We start from the raw sequence: 21,824 nt of genomic DNA on the forward strand, positions 1-21,824 counted from the left end.
ATGAGTGTTTTTCTATTGGATTATTTAGAGGCTAGTTAAGGTTTTTATTTTTTCAATTGCTTATGCTTCAATAATAGTTGTATAAAAGCACTCTTACTAACTTTAAAATCAAGATTTTTACAAAAAATACATTTCGACTTAACATGAATAAATTCTCCAATAATCTGGTTGCCCGCCAATTGATAACAATTTTAATATGTTTTATTGGTGCTCAACTTAACATCGATGCTCAGGAATCTAAAGAAATTTCAAAAACTATCTATTTTACCTCTAATGTTGGGCTAAATAAAGATTCAAACTCAATCAATATTCTAAATGCGATTGTTAAAGCCTCAGAAAAAGATAGCAATGCTGCTTTTGTTGCTTTAGGAAACAGTACCAGAATAGGTGGATATCCTAATAAAAAGGAAGAAAGGAAAGATGAAGAAAATTTTCTAAAATTAAATCTATTAGAACCTCTTAAAGATTTTAACGGTCAGGTAATATTTATTCCTGGAAAGAACGAATGGAATAAAGGAGGCCACAAAAATATTGATGACTTAGAATCTTATCTTCAAGATAATAGTGAAGCCAAATTCTGGCCAAATGATGGATGTCCAATAGAACGTGAAACACTCAGTGACGAAGTAGAATTGGTAATGGTAGACACGCAATGGTATCTTGAGGATTGGGACAGTCATCCTTACATTAACAATGAGTGTAAAATAAAAACACGGGAACAATTTTTTCTTGAATTTAAAGATGAATTAAAAGATGAGCAAAACAAAACCATTGTAGTGGCTTTACACCATCCTGTACTCACTGCTACAAGGCAAGGATTGATAAATCGTTTTGGCGGATTATCGAAACAAGCATACTATCATAACGATATGCAATATTTGGTAGGGAGATTAGAAACTTTGGCGAGCCAATTTAACGATGTGATATTTGTGTCTGGAGCAGATAAAAATTTACAGTTTTTAATGGATGATCAGATTCCGCAGATTATCAGTGGAGCCACAGGAAAAACCAGTAAAACCAATCCTGAAACAGATAAAGGCTATTTTGGATCAAGTGAACAAGGGTTTGCAAAACTAAATGTATTTAAGGATGGAAGTTCAGAAGTAGAAATTTATACCGTAAAAGGAAATGAAACCACCAAAGTTTTCAACTCTAATATCAAATTAAAAAAAGGTGAACTTGAAGATTTTAACTATCATAAAAAAGAGGATTTTAAAGCGACATATAGAGATGCCATCTACACGGAAGAAGAAGTAGATAAATCTGGATTTTATAAATGGTTTTGGGGAGACCATTACAGGGAAATATACGGTCGTAAAATTGAGGCTCCAGTGTTGTTTTTAGAAGACTTGCCAGACAATGTTAGGGCAATTACAGAAGGAGGCGGGAACCAGTCGCGAAGTCTTCGGCTTATTGACGATAACGAAAATGAATATACAATTAGAGAACTACGAAAGAGCGGTGTTCGCTTTATACAATCCAAAATTAAAGATCATTATGTGTTGGATTATATGAATGAAACAATTGCAGAAGACATAGTCCAGGATTATTATACAACAGCGCAACCTTATGCGCAATTTGCCATTAGCGATCTTTTGGAAGCTATAAATATTCCGCATGCTAAGCCTAGAATTGTTTATGTGCCAAAGCAAAAACGACTGGGTCGTTTTAATGAGAATTATGGCGATAAATTATACATGTTTGAGGAGCACGTTGGCGATGAAAATAAGGATTTTGAAATCTTCGGAAAAGCTGATGATATCATTAGTACAAAAGATATCTTATTGGAGTTGCAGGACGATAAAGATGTTAAAATTGATGAGGATCTTTATATTAGAGCACGACTTTTTGATATGCTTATAGGTGATTGGGATAGGCATGAGGATCAATGGAGGTGGGCATTACACGAACAGGAAGACGGTACGCAATTGTATAAACCAATTCCTAGGGATCGTGATCAGGCATTCCCAAAATATGACGGTGTTTTTCCTGCAATTCTTAAGCTAACTTCACCATTAGCACGAAATATGCAGACGTATGCTCCCGAAATTCAAAATATTAAAACTTTTAATAATGCGGTTTATTATTTAGATAAAAATTTTATCAACAGAGCGGATTGGCAGACATGGAAAACCCAAGCTGAATATCTTCAAAATAATTTAACAGATGAGGTTATAGATAACGCTTTTGCAAACTTGCTAAAGGATACTAAGGACGAAAGTATAGATAATATAAAATCTATATTAAAGCAGAGACGATCCAACCTTGTAACAATCGCCAAAGATTATTTTAGCTATTTTAAAGAGCACGAAATTATTGTTGCCACCAATAAGGATAATAAAATAGACATTATTAGAAATCCAAATGGTAAGACCGAGGTAACAATACTTCAAAAGGACAAAACGCTTTTACAGAACACATACGATAAGAGAGAAACCAAAGAACTTTGGATTTATGCTTTAGACGGTGACGATGAAATTTCAGTTACTGGAGATGGTGACCATTACATTCAAATTAAAATATTTGGTGGTGAAGAAAACGATATCTATGACATTGCTAATAATCGAAATGTAAAAGTTTACGATTATAAATCGAAAGATAACACCTTTAAAACACCGGTTAGTAAATTCCTGACAGATTCTTATGATATTAATAATTACGACCCAGAGAAACGTAAGAATTCAACTAACGTAATTTTGCCAACGGTTGGTTTTGATCCGGATGCAGGTCTAAGTTTGGGACTGACCAATACACTTACTACATATAGTCTGCTCAGAAATCCATTTACAACAGAACATATTATCAATGCCTCATATTATTCTGCTACATCCGGTTTTGAAATGTCTTATAAAGGGGAATTTGCACATGTATTTTATAATTGGAATTTAGCATTAGATGCGAGGGTTACAAGTGCAAACTTTGCAACAAATTTCTTTGGTATTGGAAATGAAACTGAGTACGATGAAGATGATGTTGACCTGGATTTTAATAGGGTAAAGATTGAGCAATGGCATTTTGAGCCGTCTTTGATTTATAAAACAAGTGGTAACGTGAGCGCACACGTAGCAGCTCGTATAGAATCACATACGGTTGATTATTCTGATAATGGTTTTACTCAAGCATTTTTTAATGAGGATAACGACGTTTTTGACAACCAAATTTATGCTGGTGCTGAGGTGGGCGTACACTTTAACAACAAAGCCAATTTGCTGAGTTTTCCGAGAAGAGGATTAGAATTTGGTATTACAGCAGGATATAAACAGAATGTAGATTCAGAATTTGATAATAAGTTTGCTTACGTTAAGCCAATGGCGTCAATTATTTATCCAATACATGAAAGCGGTATGGCTGTTTTAGCAACCAAAGCAGCAGCTAATTTTATTCTTGGTGATAATTATGAATTTTACCATGCAGCTACCGTTGGTGGTAATACAAGCTTACGAGGGTTTAGAAATGAAAGATTCTTAGGTAAAACATCGTTCTACCAAACTACTGATTTAAGAGTGTGTTTCTTGGAAGTACGTACAGGAGCCGTTCCCTTAAGAATGGGTGTGACTGGTGGTTTTGATTATGGTCGCGTTTGGAACGAGAATGAAGATTCAAAGCAATGGCACAGTAGCTATGGTGGTTCAATTTTTATTAACGGATTTCAGGCATTTACAGCTAATGTAGGCTATTATTTGAGTGATGAAGATAGTCGTATTATTTTTACAGCTGGATTCAGATTTTAAATAGCACCTATGCAAAAACAGATCATTGATTTTTTAAAGGGAATAAAAAATTACCTAAAGAAAAAATTTAATCATCCAGATTCAAAATGGCCATATTTTATTACGGCAACGGTTGCCTTAGCTGTTGTAATAATTGGTATTATATTATTTGTGAAGTTGACACATCGTACCATGTCGGAACTTCTCCAAGATTATGATACAGCCATTACACAATCCATTCAGAGTTATCGTTCACCATTTCTTACAGATTATTTAATAGCAGTTACAGAAATAGGAGATGTGTGGGGCTATGCCGTAGTATTTACAGCTATAATTGTTACTTTTCTATTGGTTTTCAGGAGTTGGAAATACATTCTTCAACTTACTTCGGTTTTAGTGTTGGCATTGAGCTCTAATGTTTTGCTCAAACAAATTATAAATAGAGCACGGCCATCAGGAGAACATCTGGTTACAGTTGAGACTTTGAGTTACCCAAGTGGTCATGCTATGCTTTCCATGGCGTTTTATGGTTTTTTGATTTATTTGTTTTATCAGTTTAAAATGCACATCGTTATAAAAAGCATTCTAATTACACTATTTGCTTTACTAATTTTAAGTATTGGTATTAGTAGAATCTACTTAGGAGTTCATTATCCATCAGATGTGGTTGGCGGCTATTTAGCCGGAATAATTTGGTTGATACTGTGTATTGTTATATTTGATTTAATCAAGATTTTTAGAAGAGATCCTGAGACTTAACTTATACTGATGGAAAGTCCGTTGTTTTGCTCATAACATTGAAACATTTTTTAAAAATTCGCAGTGTTGTTTGGTTGAATTTAAAACTTACGCACCTTAATTTTATTTCATATAAAAACCCACTTTGATAAAAAGAACTTTTTTCTTTTTAATTTAAATGGGTTTATTTCATTTTTTAGAAAAGTTGGCTATTCCTCTTCTTCTTTATTTGCCTTATCTTAGGTCGTAACTTTTTTCTTTTTATTCCCTAAATCTGAAGTTTCATTTTTAGCTACTCCCTTCGCATGCGGAATTGGATGTTTTCCGACCGTATCTTCATTTTTTGATTTTTTCATGGTATTTGTTTTAAACTGATTTACTTAAAGCTACGTTAATTATGAGAAAATGAGGAGCAATTTATGATTTTTAACATAATGTTTAAATTAACAAGGATAGGACTTTCTGGAAGTAGAAATTGGGTTGATTGTTCGCTATATTTTTCAATATCTAAGATTGTTCATTTTTAATAATTTCTTATATCAATTAAAATTCTCAATTGATAGCAAAAACTAAATTTTCTATTTTTTTTACTCTTTGGAGCTTGGTTGGAATATTATTGATTGTAGCTGGATTAACACTCTATCTTTCCGTAAAAAAAGATAAAGAGCAAAAACACAATATTCAATCAAACTAAAGTTGTTAACGATTCTAATGAGTACAAAGATAAAATCCTGTAAGTTATAAACTTACAGGATTTAAAGTGGAGTCGGAGAGAATCGAACTCTCGTCCAAACAAGTAACCAAAGGGCTTTCTACACGTTTATTCTTTTCTTGTTTTTTCGATTGCAAGCTGGTTAAAGACAACCTACTTACAACTTAGCTTCTTAATCTCGAAAGGGCATCAAAGCACTACCCAATCTTAGTCAATATTTACGATGCCTCTAAAAAGAACGCCACTGACTAGGGCTTTCTGGAGACATTTAGCCTTCCTGCCTCGCAGGAATAAGCACGAATCTTACTATAATTCAGATTATGCAGCTAAAGCGTAGTTATTCTCGCCGTTTAAAAGTTTGGTTCAGCCTTTTACGTGTTTCAAAACCATTACACGACGTGCTTACCATTTAATTAATCTCGCTGTCAAAACCAGTCGACCCCTTTTATGAGATAGCAAATTTTTATTTGCCTAATCGAATTAATCCTGAACATATTTCAGAATCTCATCAATCTTAAATGATAATTTCAACTTTCTGAGCGTTTCCTTTTGCGTATACCTGCAAGATTTAAAATATACTTGTTAGGATTGCAAAAGGTCTGGCTGTTCGCTATATCTTTTGCCCAAACGGACAAAAGGATGCCGCTGCCATCCCTAACGCACCATACCAATGATCATTACACAATGCCCATTGGCCCGTTTCTTTTCTCGAAACAGAGGATTGCAAATGTAAACAAACTATTAGAATCCTCTATAGTTATAAATCAAATATCATACCAACTCAATATTAGCAGTATTATTCAATGTTAGTGTCAGGGTATTTAGACTTTATGAGCATAAAAACGCCGTATAAGGCTATACCAAGTGCTACAAGTCCCATAATAATTGAACCAAATTCATTTTGTAAAAAGCTAAAAGCATCCGTTCTGTTAATGTCGCCACTAGAACTTCCGAATCCGGCTTTAAAAAACAAGAATGCCAAAATACCAGCGACGATACCTCTAGCTGTAAAGCCCATTTTTCCTGCTTTGGTTAGTAAGTTTTGTGCATCGCTGTCAATACCAGAATGCTCAATGTCTTCTTTAAATTTTCCAGAGTAAGCTACATAAAATTCATATATAGCTTTTCCCAATAAAATTATTGCAATCACAAAAGCGATTATATTGCCGTAATCAGAATTTAAAAGTGCAGAGGCAGGGCTACCATTACCGCTGGTTCCGCCAAGCGCCATGCGTAATGCAGAAAAGGCTAACAGCCCATAAATAAGGCCACTAAATACGTATGCACTCCGCTTAAAATACCCTTTAGCATCATCGTCATGGTTTTTTGGGTTGCCAAAACCTTGATACAGCCTATAGAAGGTATAACCTATAAGACCTAGGCCAAGGGCAATCAATAGTATTTTTCCATAAGACTGTTCGGCCACGAATTGTAAGATATCGTTTTTACCGCTTTTACTACCACCTTGGCCAAAGGCCGCTAGAGCTGTCAGTACACCGATTAATAAATAAACAATACCTTTTGCTCCCATCCCAAAACGGGCAAGTGTTTCTTTTTTTGAACTCATTTTTTTGTTGGTTTAATAATATTGTTTTCAATAAAAGAAAATTCAGTGGATTTTATTTGTCTTTTTAATACAGATACTAGCTCTAATACGATTAAATTAGCAATAGATAAAGGCATATGAGCCAAAAGAATTTTAAAATATTTCCCATTTTTACATAAAATTTATAGGCTATGATACAAAAAGGAACCAAAGTACAATGGGATTGGGGTAACGGCTCGGCCCAGGGAAAAGTAATTGATACTTACACAGAAGAAGTTACCAAAACCATAAAAGGAAACGATGTAACACGCAAAGGGGAATCAGGAAACAAGGCGCTATATATTGAGCAAGACGATGGTGATAAAGTCCTTAAAAGTGAAAGTGAAGTACAGCGTGTCGATTGATTTGTAAACACGTTTAAATAGGCTTACTTTCGTGCAAATTATACGATTCCCACTTCTATGGGAATGAAAAACATCCATTTTTCAATGAAATTCGCCATCATCAAAGAACGTAAAAACCCGCCAGACAGACGCGTGGTATTGTCGCCAGAAACTTTAGCAGAAGCGCAGCTCGATTTTCCCGAGGCGCAATTTGTCGTGGAGTCTTCAGACATAAGGATATTCCCGGATTCTGAATATGAGAAATTTGGTTTCAAAGTTACGGATGACGTTTCTGATGCTGATGTAATGATTGGTGTTAAAGAAGTTCCGAGTGAACACTTAATTCCTAATAAAAAATATTTTTTCTTTTCACATACTATAAAAAAGCAGCCTTATAATCGTGATCTGCTCAAAGCCATTTTAAATAAAAATATCGAGCTTTATGACCATGAAACCATAGTCAATCAAAAAGGATATAGATTAATAGGTTTTGGTCGCTATGCAGGTTTGGTTGGTGCATACAACGGCTTTAGAGCATTGGGATTACGTGATCAATTATACAACCTACCAAAGGTTGAGGGCTTGGCAGATCTAAATGAAGTTAAAAGCGAATTGGATAAAATTACAATCCCAAACGTTAAAATCTTACTTTCGGGAACTGGCAAGGTGGCACTAGGTGCACAAGAAATTCTGGATCATTTAGGCATAAAAGAAGTGAGTGATGCATTGTATCTAACTTCAGAATTTACAGAACCAGTTTACTGTAGAGTTGATGTCATGGAATATGCTAAACGTAGCGATGGTAAAGTGGGTAATCGATTGGCTTTTTATAAGGATCCAAAAGATTACGAAAGTAATTTTATGCCCTATGCAAAGCAAACGGACTTTTTTATTGCTGGACATTTTTATGGTAACAATGCTCCTTATTTATTTACGAGAGAAGATGCTAAACACCCAGATTTCAGAATTAATTTAGTTGCAGATATAAGCTGTGATATCGATGGTCCTGTGGCTTCAACAATTCGTCCATCTACGATTGCAGACCCTTACTATGGGTACAATCCACAAACAGAAAAGGAAGTGGGTTTTGACGCTGAAAATGCTATTACGGTAATGGCTGTGGATAATTTACCCTGTGAATTACCAAAAGATGCTAGTGAAGGTTTTGGCGAAACATTTTTAAACCATGTATTACCGGCCTTTTTCAACAAAGATGAAAGAGGAATTTTAAAGCGTGCCAAAATCACTGAAAAAGGTAAGTTGACTGAACGATTTAATTATCTTCAGGATTATGTGGATGGTAATTAATTAGTTGGATCATAGGTTATAACTTTTAACTGCGGATTTTTTAAATCAACATAACCATAATTGATGTTGTCTTCTTTGTCAAATTTCCCGTTTTTGTTCGTGTCAGATATGCTCTTGACATAAAGCCTGTTGAGTTTCGTAATGATTTTCCAATTAACGATTTGCGCTAAATCTTTAGTTAGCTTTTTAAGATTTGAGCCATCTATTTTACTAATGTATAATGCATTTACATCGTTATGGTCAATTTTAGAGTCACCGTTGGTATCGGCATCTCTGACTTTATAAATCATATATTCAAAATTTCTGTTTTTTCGGACATTATCAATAAAACTAACAGAGTTGATTTCTACAACCCGTTTAAATAAAGGAGCCAATTTTAATGAATTAACATGTTGAAATTTAATATTAGTAAATTCCCCTCTTAAAGAATGACTATTATGACTTGATACGTTGTAAGATACATTGTCATTGCTTCTGGAATAGCTTGAAAATCGGGTTCCATATTCAGTTATATAGCCAATGGGATGTATGAGATAGTCGATGCTATCAATGGCTATTGGAAGGTCGGCCACTTCTCTTTTTGTAGAATCTTTAATTAATTCTTTGGTTTCAGAATTAGTATGATCAATCTTTTTAATATCATTTTGGCAGCTATTTAGTAATGCGAAGCAAAACAGCAATTTGAGAATGTTATTCATTTTATTTAAGTTTCAATTTGGTTCAAATTTTTAAACACCCAATAACCGACTATTAAAAATCCTCCAAAACCGAAGGTGAATAACCAAGCTTCCAAATATGGCTAATCGGTGCACGTATGGTTTGCGGTGCTGAATTTGGATTATCTTATTTTATTATGTTCAATTTTAAAAAAGTACTTTGAAAAGCAAAGTAAGAAAGCAAAAATTTTTGGTTATGTATTGTTAATTAGTTTTTCTAAAGCTTCAATATGTTTTTTAAATTCGGCTTTACCGAGTTTTGTAGCACTGTAGCTTGTGTTTGGTTTTCGTTTAATAAATTGCTTTTCAACTAAAATATATTCAGCTTTCTCCAGTGCTTTGATGTGACTGGCTAGATTACCATCTGTTGCACCTAGCAATTCCTTCAACATATTAAAATCTGCAAACTCATTTACCATTAGAATGGACATGATACCTAGCCGAATTCTATGATCAAACAGTTTGTTTATGTTGGTTATAATGCTCATATTTTTCTTAACTACCGGCAAGGGCACTTCCGAATAGGCCGACAGATAGTTCTACCCAAACCAACAAAACTAAGATTAGTACAGCTATAATTAAAAATGTTCTTTGTTTTTTTGACTTTATTGTTCTGATTATAAAATCAATCATGAAAATTGTGCCATAAAGTATGCATGCAGCTATTAAGAAATCAAAGGGTGACCAATTGATTTCAGTTGAAAAGAGCATGCCAATTGCTGGGATAAGTAATACCAGAATTGGTAGTGCGAAAAGTAATAAACGTCTTTTTTTAAGTGTCATAATTTTATGATTTTACAGTATCATATTTAAAATGCATCCAAGTTCCATATATTATATGCATGATTCCGAAACCGATAACCCAGAGCCAAAATCCATAGTCTGGGTAAAGGGCAGCAATCAATCCCAATATAATTTCTATATAACCTAAATATTTAATATCTCCTATGCTATGTTTAGATGCACTCACCAAAGCCAAGCCATAAAAAATAAGCATTAATCCACCTGTTTGACCGTATTTGCCATGACTTAAAATGATTAAAATATACAAACCGCCAACAACTAATGGGATTAAAAAGTTAAACAGTAATCGTCGTGAGGAGCTATCCCAAATCTTTTCTCCGTTTTGCTTCGCTTTTCTGGTCGTTAATAAAATTGCTGTAATAATACTGAATAAGGCAACCAAAAACAGAATGAACATTGAGGTTCTGAATACCCATCCGTCTAAGACTAGTGTGCCGTAACTATAAGTTGTAACCAACCAATAAGTAGCCGCAGCGCCAATCAGTGCATAAATTCCAGCTAATATCCCAGATAATCCGCTGAGCGAGATAAAGCGGGACGATTTGTTCATGAGATTTTTAATCTCACTAATATCTTTTAAATAGTCTTCGTTACTCATGATAAAAAAGTACTTTGAAAAACAAAGTAAAATAAATTAATTGAATTGCACAAAATATTTTTGGCATAAATTAATTAAATTTAAATTCTAATAACTTAACAATCTAATCATGATAGAACTTTTACTTGCAATAGCCAATATTTCAGGCGGCATATTATTAGGCTTGGCCACTTTGGATAAATGGGATGGGGAAAGTAATTTTTTTAATAAGATAGCTGGATTTTTGGCGCCATTTCAAACAGCTATTGGTCTTGGATTGATTATCCTTGCCATACTTGAATTTTGGGACGGATTGTTGTTTAACATCGCAAGTATTCTTGGTGGAATTTTACTTTTAACACACGTTTTTGTAAAAGTACCATCGATTGAAACAGGACTGAGAAAATTATCAGATAAACTTATGCCGTTCAAGGCAATTATTGGTATTGGGTTAATTGTTATTGGGATTGTTCAATTGTTTTAATCAGTTTTGAATCCTGCTGAAGTATACATATTAAAACAACCAGAGCCTTACAAATCTATCTTGCTGCAATTGCAATCTATTATTGAAGCAGTTGCACCTAAACCTGAATTGTTATACAAATGGCGGTTGCCATTTTATTATGCAAACGGTATTCCGTTATGTTATCTTAACCAATCTAAAGATTATGTGGATTTTGCTTTTTGGCATGGCAAACACATGGAAAAATATAAAACTCATTACGTGACTGAAAACAGGAAATCGGTGATGTCATTACGCTATAAGTCAGTTGAAGAAATCGATGATGAGGTAATTGTATATGTGATTCAAAAACAATTAGAAATCAATACCAATCCCTTTAAACTGATCTCAAAGCCTAATCGTTCTAAAAATTAGAAATTGTTTTTCTAATTGCTACTAAATTAGTGAGCAGCCCTTCTAATTTATCTAAGTGCAGCATATTTGCACCATCACTTTTGGCATTTGCAGGATCAAAATGGGTCTCTATAAAAAGTCCATCAACATTATTTACAACACCAGCTCTGGCAATCGTTTCAATCATATCTGGTCTCCCTCCGGTAACACCAACACTTTGGTTGGGTTGCTGCAACGAGTGCGTCACATCCAAAACAGTTGGCGCATACTCACGCATGGTTGGAATGCCTCTAAAATCTACAATCATGTCTTGGTAGCCAAACATAGTACCTCTATCGGTAATCCAAGCTTTTTCATTGCCTGCATCTTTAACTTTCTGAACTGCATGTTTCATGGATTCCGGACTCATAAATTGCCCTTTTTTCAAATTCACTACTTTTCCCGTTTCGGCAGCAGCAACAACCAAATCGGTTTGTCTTACTAAAAATGCCGGAATTTGGAGTACATCTACATATTCCGCAGCCATGGTGGCATCGGACGTTTCGTGAATATCGGTAACCGTTGGTACATCAAAAGTTTCAGAAACTTTTCTAAGAATTTTTAAAGCTTTTTCGTTGCCAATGCCTGTAAAACTGTCAATTCTACTTCTATTGGCCTTCTTAAAGCTACCCTTAAATACATAAGGTATTTTTAGGTCGTTTGTAATTTTTACTACCCTTTCGGCTATACGTAGTGCCATATCTTCACTCTCTATGGCGCAAGGGCCACATAGTAAAAAGAAATTGTTAGAATCGGTATGTTTTAGTTTCGGAATTTTTGTCAAAGCTTCAGACTTAAATATTAAGTTGCAAAGATACTATTTATCTCCATTCCATTCATGGAACGAGTACTCTTGATTCTGTAATCTTAAAACAAGTTTATATGGATTTCTATTTTAAAATACCTTTCTGATGCTATTACGTACGATCCATAGGGACATGATCAGATTTGCGATAACCAAAAGTCCGCCAAACAACAGAAATTTTTGTGAAGATTCAGACCAATTTACAATATTGAACACATCAGATAAATAAGCCAGTACCAAATAAGAAGATAGGCAAACGAAAACGATACCCAGTGAAAAATTCAACTTTCTACTCGGTTTGATCAGTTGCCATAAAAAAGGAATTGCGAACAAGAGAATAGGGTAAGCCGACAGTCCTTCGCTCTTATTTAAATCTGTAAACCAATATATTATTACAGATAAAAAATAAAGGTAGGGTATGTACTTTGTGTATTTACTAATTGTATTCATCGTATTTACATCTTTAGGGTTTCGCTCGTCGTAAGACAGGCAGTTGTAAATGACCCAATTAGCGGTTATTTTTGGGCAGGTATTTACTTTTAATTAGTTCTTGAGTGTTAAGTTACAAAGGCAAATCGTTTCTAACATAAAATATAACATATTATTAACGGAATCATGTAAATAAGATGTACCTTTGCGCGCTTAAAATCAGCATACAGTTATGGCTAAGATTAAAAATATTGCAATCATTGCACACGTAGATCACGGTAAAACGACATTGGTAGATAAAATAATGTACCACTGCCAGTTATTCCGTGAGAATGAAAATACAGGAGATTTAATTCTTGATAATAATGATTTGGAACGTGAGCGTGGTATTACTATCACCTCAAAGAATGTTTCGGTTATTTATAAGGAAACTAAAATTAATATCATTGATACACCTGGTCACGCCGATTTTGGAGGTGAAGTAGAGCGTGTATTAAATATGGCAGACGGTGTTTTGTTATTGGTAGATGCTTTTGAAGGACCAATGCCCCAAACGCGTTTTGTATTACAAAAAGCGATTGACCTAGGGTTGAAGCCTTGTGTAGTTATCAATAAAGTTGATAAAGAAAACTGTACTCCGGATGAGGTGCACGAAAAAGTGTTTGATTTAATGTTTGAATTGGGTGCAGAAGAGTGGCAGTTAGATTTTCCTACAGTTTACGGTTCTGCAAAGAATAACTGGATGAGCGACGATTGGCAAGATGAAACTGAAAACATTGAGCCATTATTGGATATGGTTATAGAACATATTCCAGAGCCAAAAATTGAAGAAGGGACAACTCAAATGTTAATAACCTCTTTAGATTTTTCTTCATTTACAGGTCGTATTGCAATTGGTCGTTTAACGCGAGGTGAACTAAAAACTGGTCAGCAGATTTCTTTAGTAAAAAGAGATGGTTCTATAGTAAAAAGTAGAATTAAAGAGCTTCATGTTTTCGAAGGTCTTGGACGTAAAAAAGTTGATGATGTACAGACAGGAGATATATGTGCTATTGTTGGGTTGGAAGGTTTTGAAATAGGTGACACCGTTGCCGATTTTGAAAACCCTGAAGGTTTAAAGACCATCGCTATCGATGAGCCAACCATGAGTATGTTGTTTACTATTAATGATTCGCCGTTCTTTGGTAAGGATGGAAAATTTGTAACATCTCGTCACATTAAAGACCGTTTGACTAAAGAACTAGAAAAAAACTTGGCACTAAGAGTTGAACAAACTGATAGTGCAGATAAATTTATGGTTTTTGGTCGTGGTGTCTTGCACTTGTCCGTACTAATTGAAACCATGCGTCGTGAAGGTTACGAGCTTCAAATTGGTCAACCACAAGTAATCATTAAAGAAATTGATGGTGTAAAATGTGAACCTTTTGAAGAAATGACCATTGATTTACCAGAACATGTTTCAGGTAAAGCAATTGAGATGGTAACGATGCGAAAAGGTGAAATGATAAGTATGGAAGCAAAAGGTGAGCGTATGGTATGCCAGTTTATTGTACCTTCTCGAGGTATTATTGGTTTGCGTAACCAATTGTTAACCGCTACTGCAGGTGAGGCTATTATGGCGCACCGTTTTAAAGATTATCAACCATTAAAAGGTGGTATTCCAGAACGTCAAAATGGTTCTTTGGTATCTATGGAAAACGGTCAGGCGATTCCTTATTCAATTGATAAATTACAAGATAGAGGTAAGTTTTTTGTAGACCCAGGAGAAGATATTTACGAAGGTCAGGTGATTGGTGAGAATTCTCGTGGAGATGATATGACGGTTAACGTTACCAAAACCAAAAAGTTAAGTAACGTACGTTCTTCAGGAGCTGATGATAAAGCTAAGATTGTTCCGGCAATTAAATTTTCTTTGGAAGAGGCATTGGAATACATCCAGAAAGATGAGTACGTTGAAGTGACGCCAAATCACCTTAGATTACGTAAGATTTACTTAAAAGAAGTAGATCGTAAGCGTAATAAAACGATGTAATAATACATTCAATTATATTTTAAAGAGAAATGCTGTAAAGTGTTTCTCTTTTTTTGTACTTATTTTTTGGCTATAACATAAGTGCTTATTCCAAATGGAAAAGTAATGAATTTTAACAGTTTGTTTTCTGTATTTAAAAGCCACAATAAAATCGGATTAAAAGAACCTAAATCATTTAGGTCACCAGATGTGGTTGAGTTTTTATGTGAAGAAAATTTGTTGCTAAAAAACCTATAGACAAATAAAGGTCCAAATAGAAAGAAATTCCAATAACCTGAAGATATTATATTAAAGTTGCTGTTTTTGAGTAAAGTTGTTAATTGGTTTTTTCTGTATCTTCTATAGTGTAAGTTAACTTCGTCGTGTGGACTCCATAACGACATAAACGCTGGGACAAACACAAAGATTTTACCATTTGAGTTTAATTTTTCATGCCAATGTTTTAAAGTTGATTGATCGTGTTCTATATGCTCCAAACAATCCGATGCTATTATGATATCAAATTTTTGTTTTATTTGGATCGACTCTGCAGACATTTCATAGCAATTGTCTAATCCTTTTTGCTTGCAATTAATAATGGCTTTTTGGCTTATGTCAATACCATACAGATTTTTCTTTTCAAATCCTGCCTGCTCTAAATCTTTTAACAACCAACCAGACGAACAACCAATATCAAGGATGGTACTTGATCTGTCTTCATTTTTTAGCAATTGAAGTATATAATTTCTTCTGGCCTTAAACCAAAAATGCCTTTGCTCAACTTCATGATACTTTTGCTCAAAGTTCTTTTTCATACACCTCTAGATGGTATTTTTAATTTTAAATAATTTGAAAAATAAGGTTTTACTATAATGAAAACAACTCTCAAGCAATGTAATATGTTATCAATTTAATTACGATAGGGAAAATGACTATTGATTAAGATGCTATATTTGAAATTCAATTTAAGCATGTTTTGTCAACTAAAAATTTGAAGAATCGTAATGGCATCTGTTTCTAAGTACAAATTCAGCATTACTTTGGTCTTGATCATAATTATTCAAATAATTTTAATGTTCCAAGGTTTTGATGTTTGCGATGATGGCTTTGTTCTCACGTTCTATCAGCAAATTTATTCTCATCCAACAAGTGTAGAATACAATTTTCTATATTGGTTTTCAGGTATTTTTGGAGGATTGTGGCACATGTTGAATGAAGATGGAGGCGTACTATGGTTTAGGATTCTTGGTGTTATAGTTAATACAAGCACCTTTGTAATAAGTTACAATATCCTCAAAAAGCATATTGCCTCAACCTATTTGCTCTTGGCATTGGTAATGGTGATGTTTGTTAATGACTATGGGTTTCTGACTTTTTATCACAATCATCTTACCGCTTTATTGACAGTTATTATTGTGTGGTGCATTTTATATGGTCTTAAAAAAAAGGTTTTATCCTATTTTTTTATTGCTGGATTTATTTTTGTTTTTAATGGTTTGACCCGACTTCCAAATTTTGTCATGGCATGTTTGTTTCTGGTTATACCTTTCTACTATTTTCTAAAAGATAAAAACTTAAAAAAATCAATTAAGCCCTTAGTTTTATCAATTGTTGGGTTTGCAACTGGATTAGTGAGTGCCTATTTATTGTTACTGGTTCTAGGTCAGTTAAAAACTATGGAAAATGCCCTATTAACCATGATAGATGTCGGAAATACAGAAGGCAGTTCGCATAATTTTAAGACACTTTTAAAAGCGCAATTTCAAAATTATCTAAATATAGCATTAGATTTATTACAAGTAATTGTTGTTTTTTTTGTTGCCATATTAGGTTTAAGGTTAATAAGAAAACAGGCAGTTTTGCGATATCTGTTTCTCATTGCATTTGGTATAATAATTATGATATGGTTTGATAAAAACGGTATATATGCCGTATATGCCCTCGCATATGTTGGCTCAATCTATATAATTGTCAATAAGAATTTCACTATTGAATTAAGAGCTATTTCATTTCTGGCATTTATGATGTTACTGGGAATGACCATTGGTAGTGCTGGCGGGATTTTAAACACAGGTTATATAGCAATATGGATTGCCTTACCGCTATTTTTTATTGCTTTCCAGGATATACTTTCTAGATCAAAGCAGTTATTTTCCAATAATTCTGATACTACGTTTCAAACGTCATCATTAATATTGTGCACTCTTTCTATTTCTTTTTTGATTCTTAAATCTTATAGAATTTTTAATCAAGCTTATTTTGATGAAGGCAGTAGGTTACAAAAAACCTATGCAATAAATAACAATATGGCAAATCATATCTATACGACCGAAAGACGAGCGCAAATTATTAACGATCTATTAAACAACCTTGAGAAATATGTAGATAAGGACGATTACCTATTTGCATACGATCACATGCCTATGTTGCATTACCTGACCGAGACGCGGCCTTACATTTATAACCCATGGCCAGGCATCTATGATGATTACTCTTTAGAAAATAAAATTAAAAAAGCTGAAAAGGAAATTAGTGTTATGCCTACTGTCGTTGTACAAAAATTTAATACTATCATCAGGTTTTCTGAACCCATAGAAGACTATATGATACCTGAAAAAAACAATGAAGTTTTGCATGGAAGTAAATCTATCGCTTTAATGAATTCATTTCTTCAAAGAAATAATTATAGAATTGTTTGGAGTAATTCGTATTTCAATATTTATCAATCTTATGAGGTACGATAAAATTATTCATTTAACTTATATTAGTACCATAATAAAAATTTATGCAACAAGCCGATATCTCAATCATTGTACCTGTATATAACGAATCTGAAAATCTACGGACGCTGTATAGTAGATTATTGGAGGTTGTTAAGAGTTTACAGGTCACCTATCAAATAATATTTATTGATGATTGTAGTGGCGATGACTCCATGGCTAAGATTTTAAAAATAAGTCGAGAGAATCCTAATGTATATTTCTTAAGCCTTACCAGGAATTTTGGTCACCAAGTGGCTGTTTCGGCAGGGTTAAATTATTGTAATGCGGAAGCAGTCGTAATTATTGATGCAGATTTACAAGATCCACCAGAGATAATTTTAGATTTATATCGTGAACATCAAAAGGGATTCGATGTTGTTTATGCTAAAAGAGCAAAAAGAAAGGGTGAATCTTTATTGAAAAAAATAACTGCCAAATTATATTACAGATTATTGAAGCGCTTGGTAACATTCAAAATTCCTTTAGATGCTGGAGATTTTAGGCTCATATCCAAAAAGGTTGTAGATGCTCTTAACCAAATGCCAGAACATAATAAATTCTTAAGAGGTCAAATAGCATGGTTAGGATTTAAGGAATCTTATGTTGTATTTGATCGTGACACGCGCAAACATGGTAAGAGTGGTTATTCATTTGGTAAAATGATGCGTTTGGCTTTTGATGGTATTACAGGTTTTTCAGATAAACCATTATTGTTTGTAAGTAGATTGGGTTTTATAATATCATTGTTTTCTTTTTTAATTATTGTTTATGCTGCATTTTCCCATTTTGTTTTAGAAAAAACAATTACAGGTTGGACATCACTTATCATCTGCGTGGCTTTTGTTGGTGGTATTCAGTTGCTATCCATTGGTGTTATTGGCGAATATATTAGCAGGATAAACTCAAATGTCCAGAAGAGACCGTTATATATTGTGAACTCCACTAACATTAAAAGTGAAGCTAATTCAAACGAAAGCTAACAATATTGTTTCTCTTAATTTTGTACATTCACCCATAATCAACCTTAATCCTTACTGTTATTTATACCATTAAAAAATATAAGCCTTTAGATAAAGCAAAATGGGATAGTTTCCACTCTAAAAGTAATCAGGATACATTTCTCTTTCAGCGAGATTTTATGGATTATCATTCAGATCGATTCGAGGATTTTTCATTGATGGTATATAAAGATGAAAAATTGATTGCCTTATTGCCTGCCAATACGGTAGGTAGTTCAGTTTTTTCGCATCAAGGTTTAACCTACGGTGGGTTGATTTATTCAGAAAATTTAAAAACCAAAGATGCGATTTTGATGTTTCAGTCTGTTATGCAATTTTTGTTTCAGAACGGTATCAAAAATTTAATGATTAAGGAATTACCTTTTATTTATCTAGAAAACCTCACAAACAACCCATTGAATTATCTGTTGTTTAAATCTAAAGCAGAATTAATTAGAACTGATATGCATTCTGTGGCCAAGGTAAAAAATGCTAAATTTTCAAACAGCAGAAAAGAAGGATACAAAAGAGGGTTGAAGCATGATCTCAAAGTTGAGGAATCAGAAAGTTTTGAAACATTTTGGAATGAGATTCTGGTACCAAACCTAAGGAAAAAGCACAATATCGAGCCAACTCATTCACTTGAGGAAATCTCACTTCTAAAATCAAAATTCGAAAAGAATATTAGACAGTTTAACGTTTATCACAATGATAAAATAGTTGGTGGTACGACTATTTTCGAAACTAATAATCTGGCTCATTGTCAATATATTTCAGGAAACGAGGATAAGAATGAATTGGGAAGTTTAGATTTTCTTCATATTCAATTAATAGAGAATATTTACAAAGACAAGCGTTATTTCAATTTTGGTACATCCAACATCAACGCCGGGCAAAACATCAATGAAGGTCTGCAATTCTGGAAAGAAGGATTTGGGGCGCGATCTATTACACAAGGATTTTATAATGTTGAAACTAAAAATCACAAGCTTTTTGAAAACGTATTGCTATGATTAAATTTTTGGATTTACATAAAATTAACGATCGCTTTCGAGATGAGTTTCATCATGTACTGAACCAATCACTGAATGCTTCAAACTATATATTGGGAGAAAATGTTTCAAAATTTGAAGCTGAATTTGCCGAGTACTGTGGTGCTGAGTTTTGCGTAGGTACTGCTAACGGGTTAGACGCACTTACGCTGATCCTAAATGGATACATCAGTCTTGGTAAATTGAAGAAAGGGGACAAAGTTATTGTGCCAGCTAATACGTTTATAGCGACTATTTTATCCGTTATCCATGCTGGTTTAGAACCCGTGTTGGTTGAGCCAGATCCTGAAACCTATAATTTAAAAGCGAGTGAAGTCGAAAATCACATTGATAAAAATGTAAGGGCCATAATTATGGTGCACTTATATGGGCAATTGGCCGATGCCAAAAATCTAATAGAGCTGTCAAAAACCCATAATCTGATATTACTAGAAGATGCGGCTCAAGCTCATGGCGCAGTCAAAAATTTAAATACCCAAATTTTAAAAGCAGGAAGTATAGGAGATGCTGCTGCATTCAGTTTTTATCCGAGTAAAAACCTTGGAGCTTTGGGTGATGGAGGTGCGGTTACAACCAGTGATAAAGATTTATATGACCACCTAAAGTTGTTGCGTAATTATGGTAGCAGAGAAAAATATAAAAATGAAGTTGTAGGTGTTAATAGCAGACTAGATGACATTCAGGCTGCATTTCTAAGAATAAAATTGCCATTACTTGATCAGGACAATAAAATGCGAAGAGCTATTGCCAAAATGTATCTTAACCAGATCGTTAACCCTAAACTACAATTACCCAAAATTAATAATGGTGAAGGTCACGTGTTTTATGCTTTTGTAATTGAAGTTAATAATCGAGAAAAATTAATAAAACATCTAGAACTCAATAAAATTGAGTGGCTCATTCATTATCCAATTCCACCTCATAAGCAGTTGGCTTTAAAAGAGTTTTCCCATTTAAACCTTCCAATAACCGAAGAGATCCATAAAAGAATAATAAGTTTGCCTATAAGTCCAGTGATGCCAATCGATGAAGTTAAAGGTGTGATTAAAGTTTTAAATACGTTTTAATTGAAAAAATTCAGACATTATATAAACACGAATGTGTTAATAAAGGCCGGAAATCTTAATACAGCAAATATTACTATCAGGATTCTATCTGGTATTATTATAACTAAATTTATTGCCGTACATATTGGACCACAGGGTATGGCCTTAATTGGAAATTTAAGAAATTTTCTAAGTGCAGTACAATCACTTGCCATCGCAGGCTTATATGATGGAGTAGTTAAGTCCATATCAAGGTTTAAGAACGATGCCAAGGCACTTTCTGTCACCATTTCATCAGTTTATTATGTTGGCTTTTGCTCTTCTTTGGCACTTGGATTTCTGTGCTATTTTAATGCTGAGCTCATCAATAATTGGATTTTTTCTGCAAATTACAACTATACATATGTCATTAAGATAATGGCAATGGTCTTGCCTTTTTATGCTCTAAATATGTTTGCATTTGCCATAATGAATGGTTTTTCCAAGTATAAAATTCTTCTCATCATAAATATCATTGGGCAAATTTTAGGCCTATTGGTCACCTTAATTTTAATTTGGCAGGAAAATATCAATGGTGCATTATTAGCGATTGTAATTACACCAGCTTTAGGGTTACTCATTACAGTTGTCGGAATTTTATATAGAAAAAATTTAATGTCCGATATTAAGGTTTCGAACATTAGTCCAGATGTATTGAGAGGTTTGGGGCCATATATGCTTATGGCTTTAGTATCTGCTATTGCCATACCAATTGTTATGATACTCATAAGAAACTACCTTATTGCCGAAATAGGTATTAAACAAGCTGGTTATTGGGAAGCTATAAATCGTGTGTCTGATTATTACCTCATGTTCATTAACTCATTGATAGTTCTTTACATACTGCCTCGTTTTTCAGAAATTAGTAGTAAGAAAGAATTTCGAAAAGAAGTTTTCAGTTTTTACAAGTCGGTAATGCCAATATTTGCCGGAGTCTTGATTCTTGTTTATTTGAGTCGCTCCCTGTTGGTTGGAATTTTGTTCACAGAGGATTTTAGACCAGTTGAAGATTTGTTCGGGTATCAATTGTTAGGTGATTTTATGAGGGTACTTTCTCTGGTCATAGCCTATCAGTTTCTAGCGAAAAAAATGTTTGGGCATTTTATTATAATGGAAATATTCCTTTTTATAATCATGTATGTATCTAGTATTTATCTAATAGATGTATTTGGGCTAAAAGGTGCTGTAATGGGTCATTGTCTTAGTTATTTTATGCATTTTGCACTTATCATACTCATTTTTAGTAGTTCACTTTTTGGTGTAATTAACGAAGATGGTAGTGAAGAATTTTGA

Annotated in this window: 19 protein-coding genes and 1 other RNA gene; 12 read left to right on the forward strand and 8 right to left on the reverse strand. The window is 33.7% G+C overall.

Annotated features, from left to right (window positions below; all coding sequences use genetic code 11):
• Positions 1-143 precede the first annotated feature (143 nt).
• Positions 144-3,731 carry a metallophosphoesterase family protein gene (locus HM983_RS03485; RefSeq protein WP_179344002.1) on the forward strand — a complete coding sequence of 1,196 codons (3,588 nt, stop codon included), beginning with the start codon at positions 144-146 and terminating at the stop codon, positions 3,729-3,731.
• Positions 3,732-3,740: 9 nt separating this feature from the next.
• On the forward strand, positions 3,741-4,469 hold the full coding sequence (locus HM983_RS03490; protein ID WP_179344003.1) for a phosphatase PAP2 family protein: 729 nt from the start codon (positions 3,741-3,743) through the stop codon (positions 4,467-4,469).
• A gap of 737 nt (positions 4,470-5,206) precedes the next feature.
• Here the strand turns inward: HM983_RS03490 and ssrA are convergent.
• Positions 5,207-5,603, reverse strand: a transfer-messenger RNA (tmRNA) gene (gene ssrA / locus HM983_RS03495).
• Positions 5,604-5,956: 353 nt separating this feature from the next.
• The gene (locus HM983_RS03500) at positions 5,957-6,727 is read right to left on the reverse strand and encodes a DUF1206 domain-containing protein (protein ID WP_179344004.1); all 771 of its coding nucleotides are present in this window, start codon (positions 6,725-6,727) and stop codon (positions 5,957-5,959) included.
• 170 nt (positions 6,728-6,897) lie between these two features.
• On the opposite strand from HM983_RS03500, the gene HM983_RS03505 reads away from it, so the two are divergent.
• Positions 6,898-7,110, forward strand: a complete 213-nt coding sequence (locus HM983_RS03505) for a hypervirulence associated TUDOR domain-containing protein (protein WP_179344005.1) — start codon at positions 6,898-6,900, stop codon at positions 7,108-7,110.
• Positions 7,111-7,194: 84 nt separating this feature from the next.
• Positions 7,195-8,397 (forward strand): NAD(P)-dependent oxidoreductase, encoded by a 1,203-nt coding sequence (locus tag HM983_RS03510; protein ID WP_179344085.1) that lies wholly within the window; start codon positions 7,195-7,197, stop codon positions 8,395-8,397.
• Here HM983_RS03510 and HM983_RS03515 read toward each other — a convergent pair.
• The 4 genes from HM983_RS03515 to HM983_RS03530 all read right to left on the reverse strand — a co-directional run bounded on the left by HM983_RS03515 (position 8,394) and on the right by HM983_RS03530 (position 10,515).
• A complete protein-coding gene (locus HM983_RS03515; protein WP_179344006.1) occupies positions 8,394-9,095 on the reverse strand; it encodes a hypothetical protein in 702 nt (233 codons plus the stop codon). The genes HM983_RS03510 and HM983_RS03515 overlap by 4 nt on opposite strands.
• A gap of 212 nt (positions 9,096-9,307) precedes the next feature.
• Entirely contained in the window at positions 9,308-9,601 is a 294-nt protein-coding gene (locus tag HM983_RS03520; RefSeq protein WP_179344007.1) for a winged helix-turn-helix domain-containing protein, read from the reverse strand.
• Positions 9,602-9,608: 7 nt separating this feature from the next.
• Positions 9,609-9,896 (reverse strand): hypothetical protein, encoded by a 288-nt coding sequence (locus HM983_RS03525; protein ID WP_179344008.1) that lies wholly within the window; start codon positions 9,894-9,896, stop codon positions 9,609-9,611.
• Between the two features lie 4 nt (positions 9,897-9,900).
• Positions 9,901-10,515 (reverse strand): hypothetical protein, encoded by a 615-nt coding sequence (locus HM983_RS03530; protein ID WP_179344009.1) that lies wholly within the window; start codon positions 10,513-10,515, stop codon positions 9,901-9,903.
• 109 nt (positions 10,516-10,624) lie between these two features.
• On the opposite strand from HM983_RS03530, the gene HM983_RS03535 reads away from it, so the two are divergent.
• Both HM983_RS03535 and HM983_RS03540 read left to right on the forward strand, forming a co-directional pair.
• A complete protein-coding gene (locus HM983_RS03535) occupies positions 10,625-10,978 on the forward strand; it encodes a hypothetical protein (protein WP_179344010.1) in 354 nt (117 codons plus the stop codon).
• A 6-nt stretch (positions 10,979-10,984) separates the two neighbouring features.
• A complete protein-coding gene (locus HM983_RS03540; protein WP_179344011.1) occupies positions 10,985-11,371 on the forward strand; it encodes a DUF1801 domain-containing protein in 387 nt (128 codons plus the stop codon).
• On the opposite strand, the gene kdsA is transcribed toward HM983_RS03540, so the two are convergent.
• Complete coding sequence (kdsA, locus tag HM983_RS03545) at positions 11,361-12,173, reverse strand: 3-deoxy-8-phosphooctulonate synthase (protein ID WP_218841804.1); 813 nt, start codon at positions 12,171-12,173, stop codon at positions 11,361-11,363. The genes HM983_RS03540 and kdsA overlap by 11 nt on opposite strands.
• A gap of 682 nt (positions 12,174-12,855) precedes the next feature.
• On the opposite strand from kdsA, the gene typA reads away from it, so the two are divergent.
• Entirely contained in the window at positions 12,856-14,655 is a 1,800-nt protein-coding gene (gene typA / locus HM983_RS03550) for a translational GTPase TypA (protein WP_179344012.1), read from the forward strand.
• 59 nt (positions 14,656-14,714) lie between these two features.
• Here typA and HM983_RS03555 read toward each other — a convergent pair whose 3' ends face one another.
• Positions 14,715-15,449: a class I SAM-dependent methyltransferase gene (locus HM983_RS03555; protein WP_179344013.1), complete on the reverse strand. Its 735-nt coding sequence runs from the start codon at positions 15,447-15,449 to the stop codon at positions 14,715-14,717.
• Between the two features lie 189 nt (positions 15,450-15,638).
• Between HM983_RS03555 and HM983_RS03560 the strand changes: the two genes are divergently transcribed.
• The 5 genes from HM983_RS03560 (at position 15,639) to HM983_RS03580 (ending at position 21,824) form a co-directional block, all read left to right on the forward strand.
• Positions 15,639-17,378, forward strand: a complete 1,740-nt coding sequence (locus HM983_RS03560) for a hypothetical protein (RefSeq protein WP_179344014.1) — start codon at positions 15,639-15,641, stop codon at positions 17,376-17,378.
• Positions 17,379-17,419: 41 nt separating this feature from the next.
• The gene (locus tag HM983_RS03565) at positions 17,420-18,376 is read left to right on the forward strand and encodes a glycosyltransferase family 2 protein (protein ID WP_179344015.1); all 957 of its coding nucleotides are present in this window, start codon (positions 17,420-17,422) and stop codon (positions 18,374-18,376) included.
• A 158-nt stretch (positions 18,377-18,534) separates the two neighbouring features.
• On the forward strand, positions 18,535-19,407 hold the full coding sequence (locus HM983_RS03570; protein WP_179344016.1) for a GNAT family N-acetyltransferase: 873 nt from the start codon (positions 18,535-18,537) through the stop codon (positions 19,405-19,407).
• The gene (locus tag HM983_RS03575) at positions 19,404-20,513 is read left to right on the forward strand and encodes a DegT/DnrJ/EryC1/StrS family aminotransferase (RefSeq protein ID WP_179344017.1); all 1,110 of its coding nucleotides are present in this window, start codon (positions 19,404-19,406) and stop codon (positions 20,511-20,513) included. The genes HM983_RS03570 and HM983_RS03575 overlap by 4 nt, the downstream gene beginning before the upstream one ends.
• Positions 20,514-21,824 (forward strand): O-antigen translocase, encoded by a 1,311-nt coding sequence (locus tag HM983_RS03580; RefSeq protein ID WP_179344018.1) that lies wholly within the window; start codon positions 20,514-20,516, stop codon positions 21,822-21,824.

The sequence above is a fragment of the Winogradskyella ursingii genome (assembly GCF_013403975.1).
GTDB lineage: Bacteria > Bacteroidota > Bacteroidia > Flavobacteriales > Flavobacteriaceae > Winogradskyella > Winogradskyella ursingii.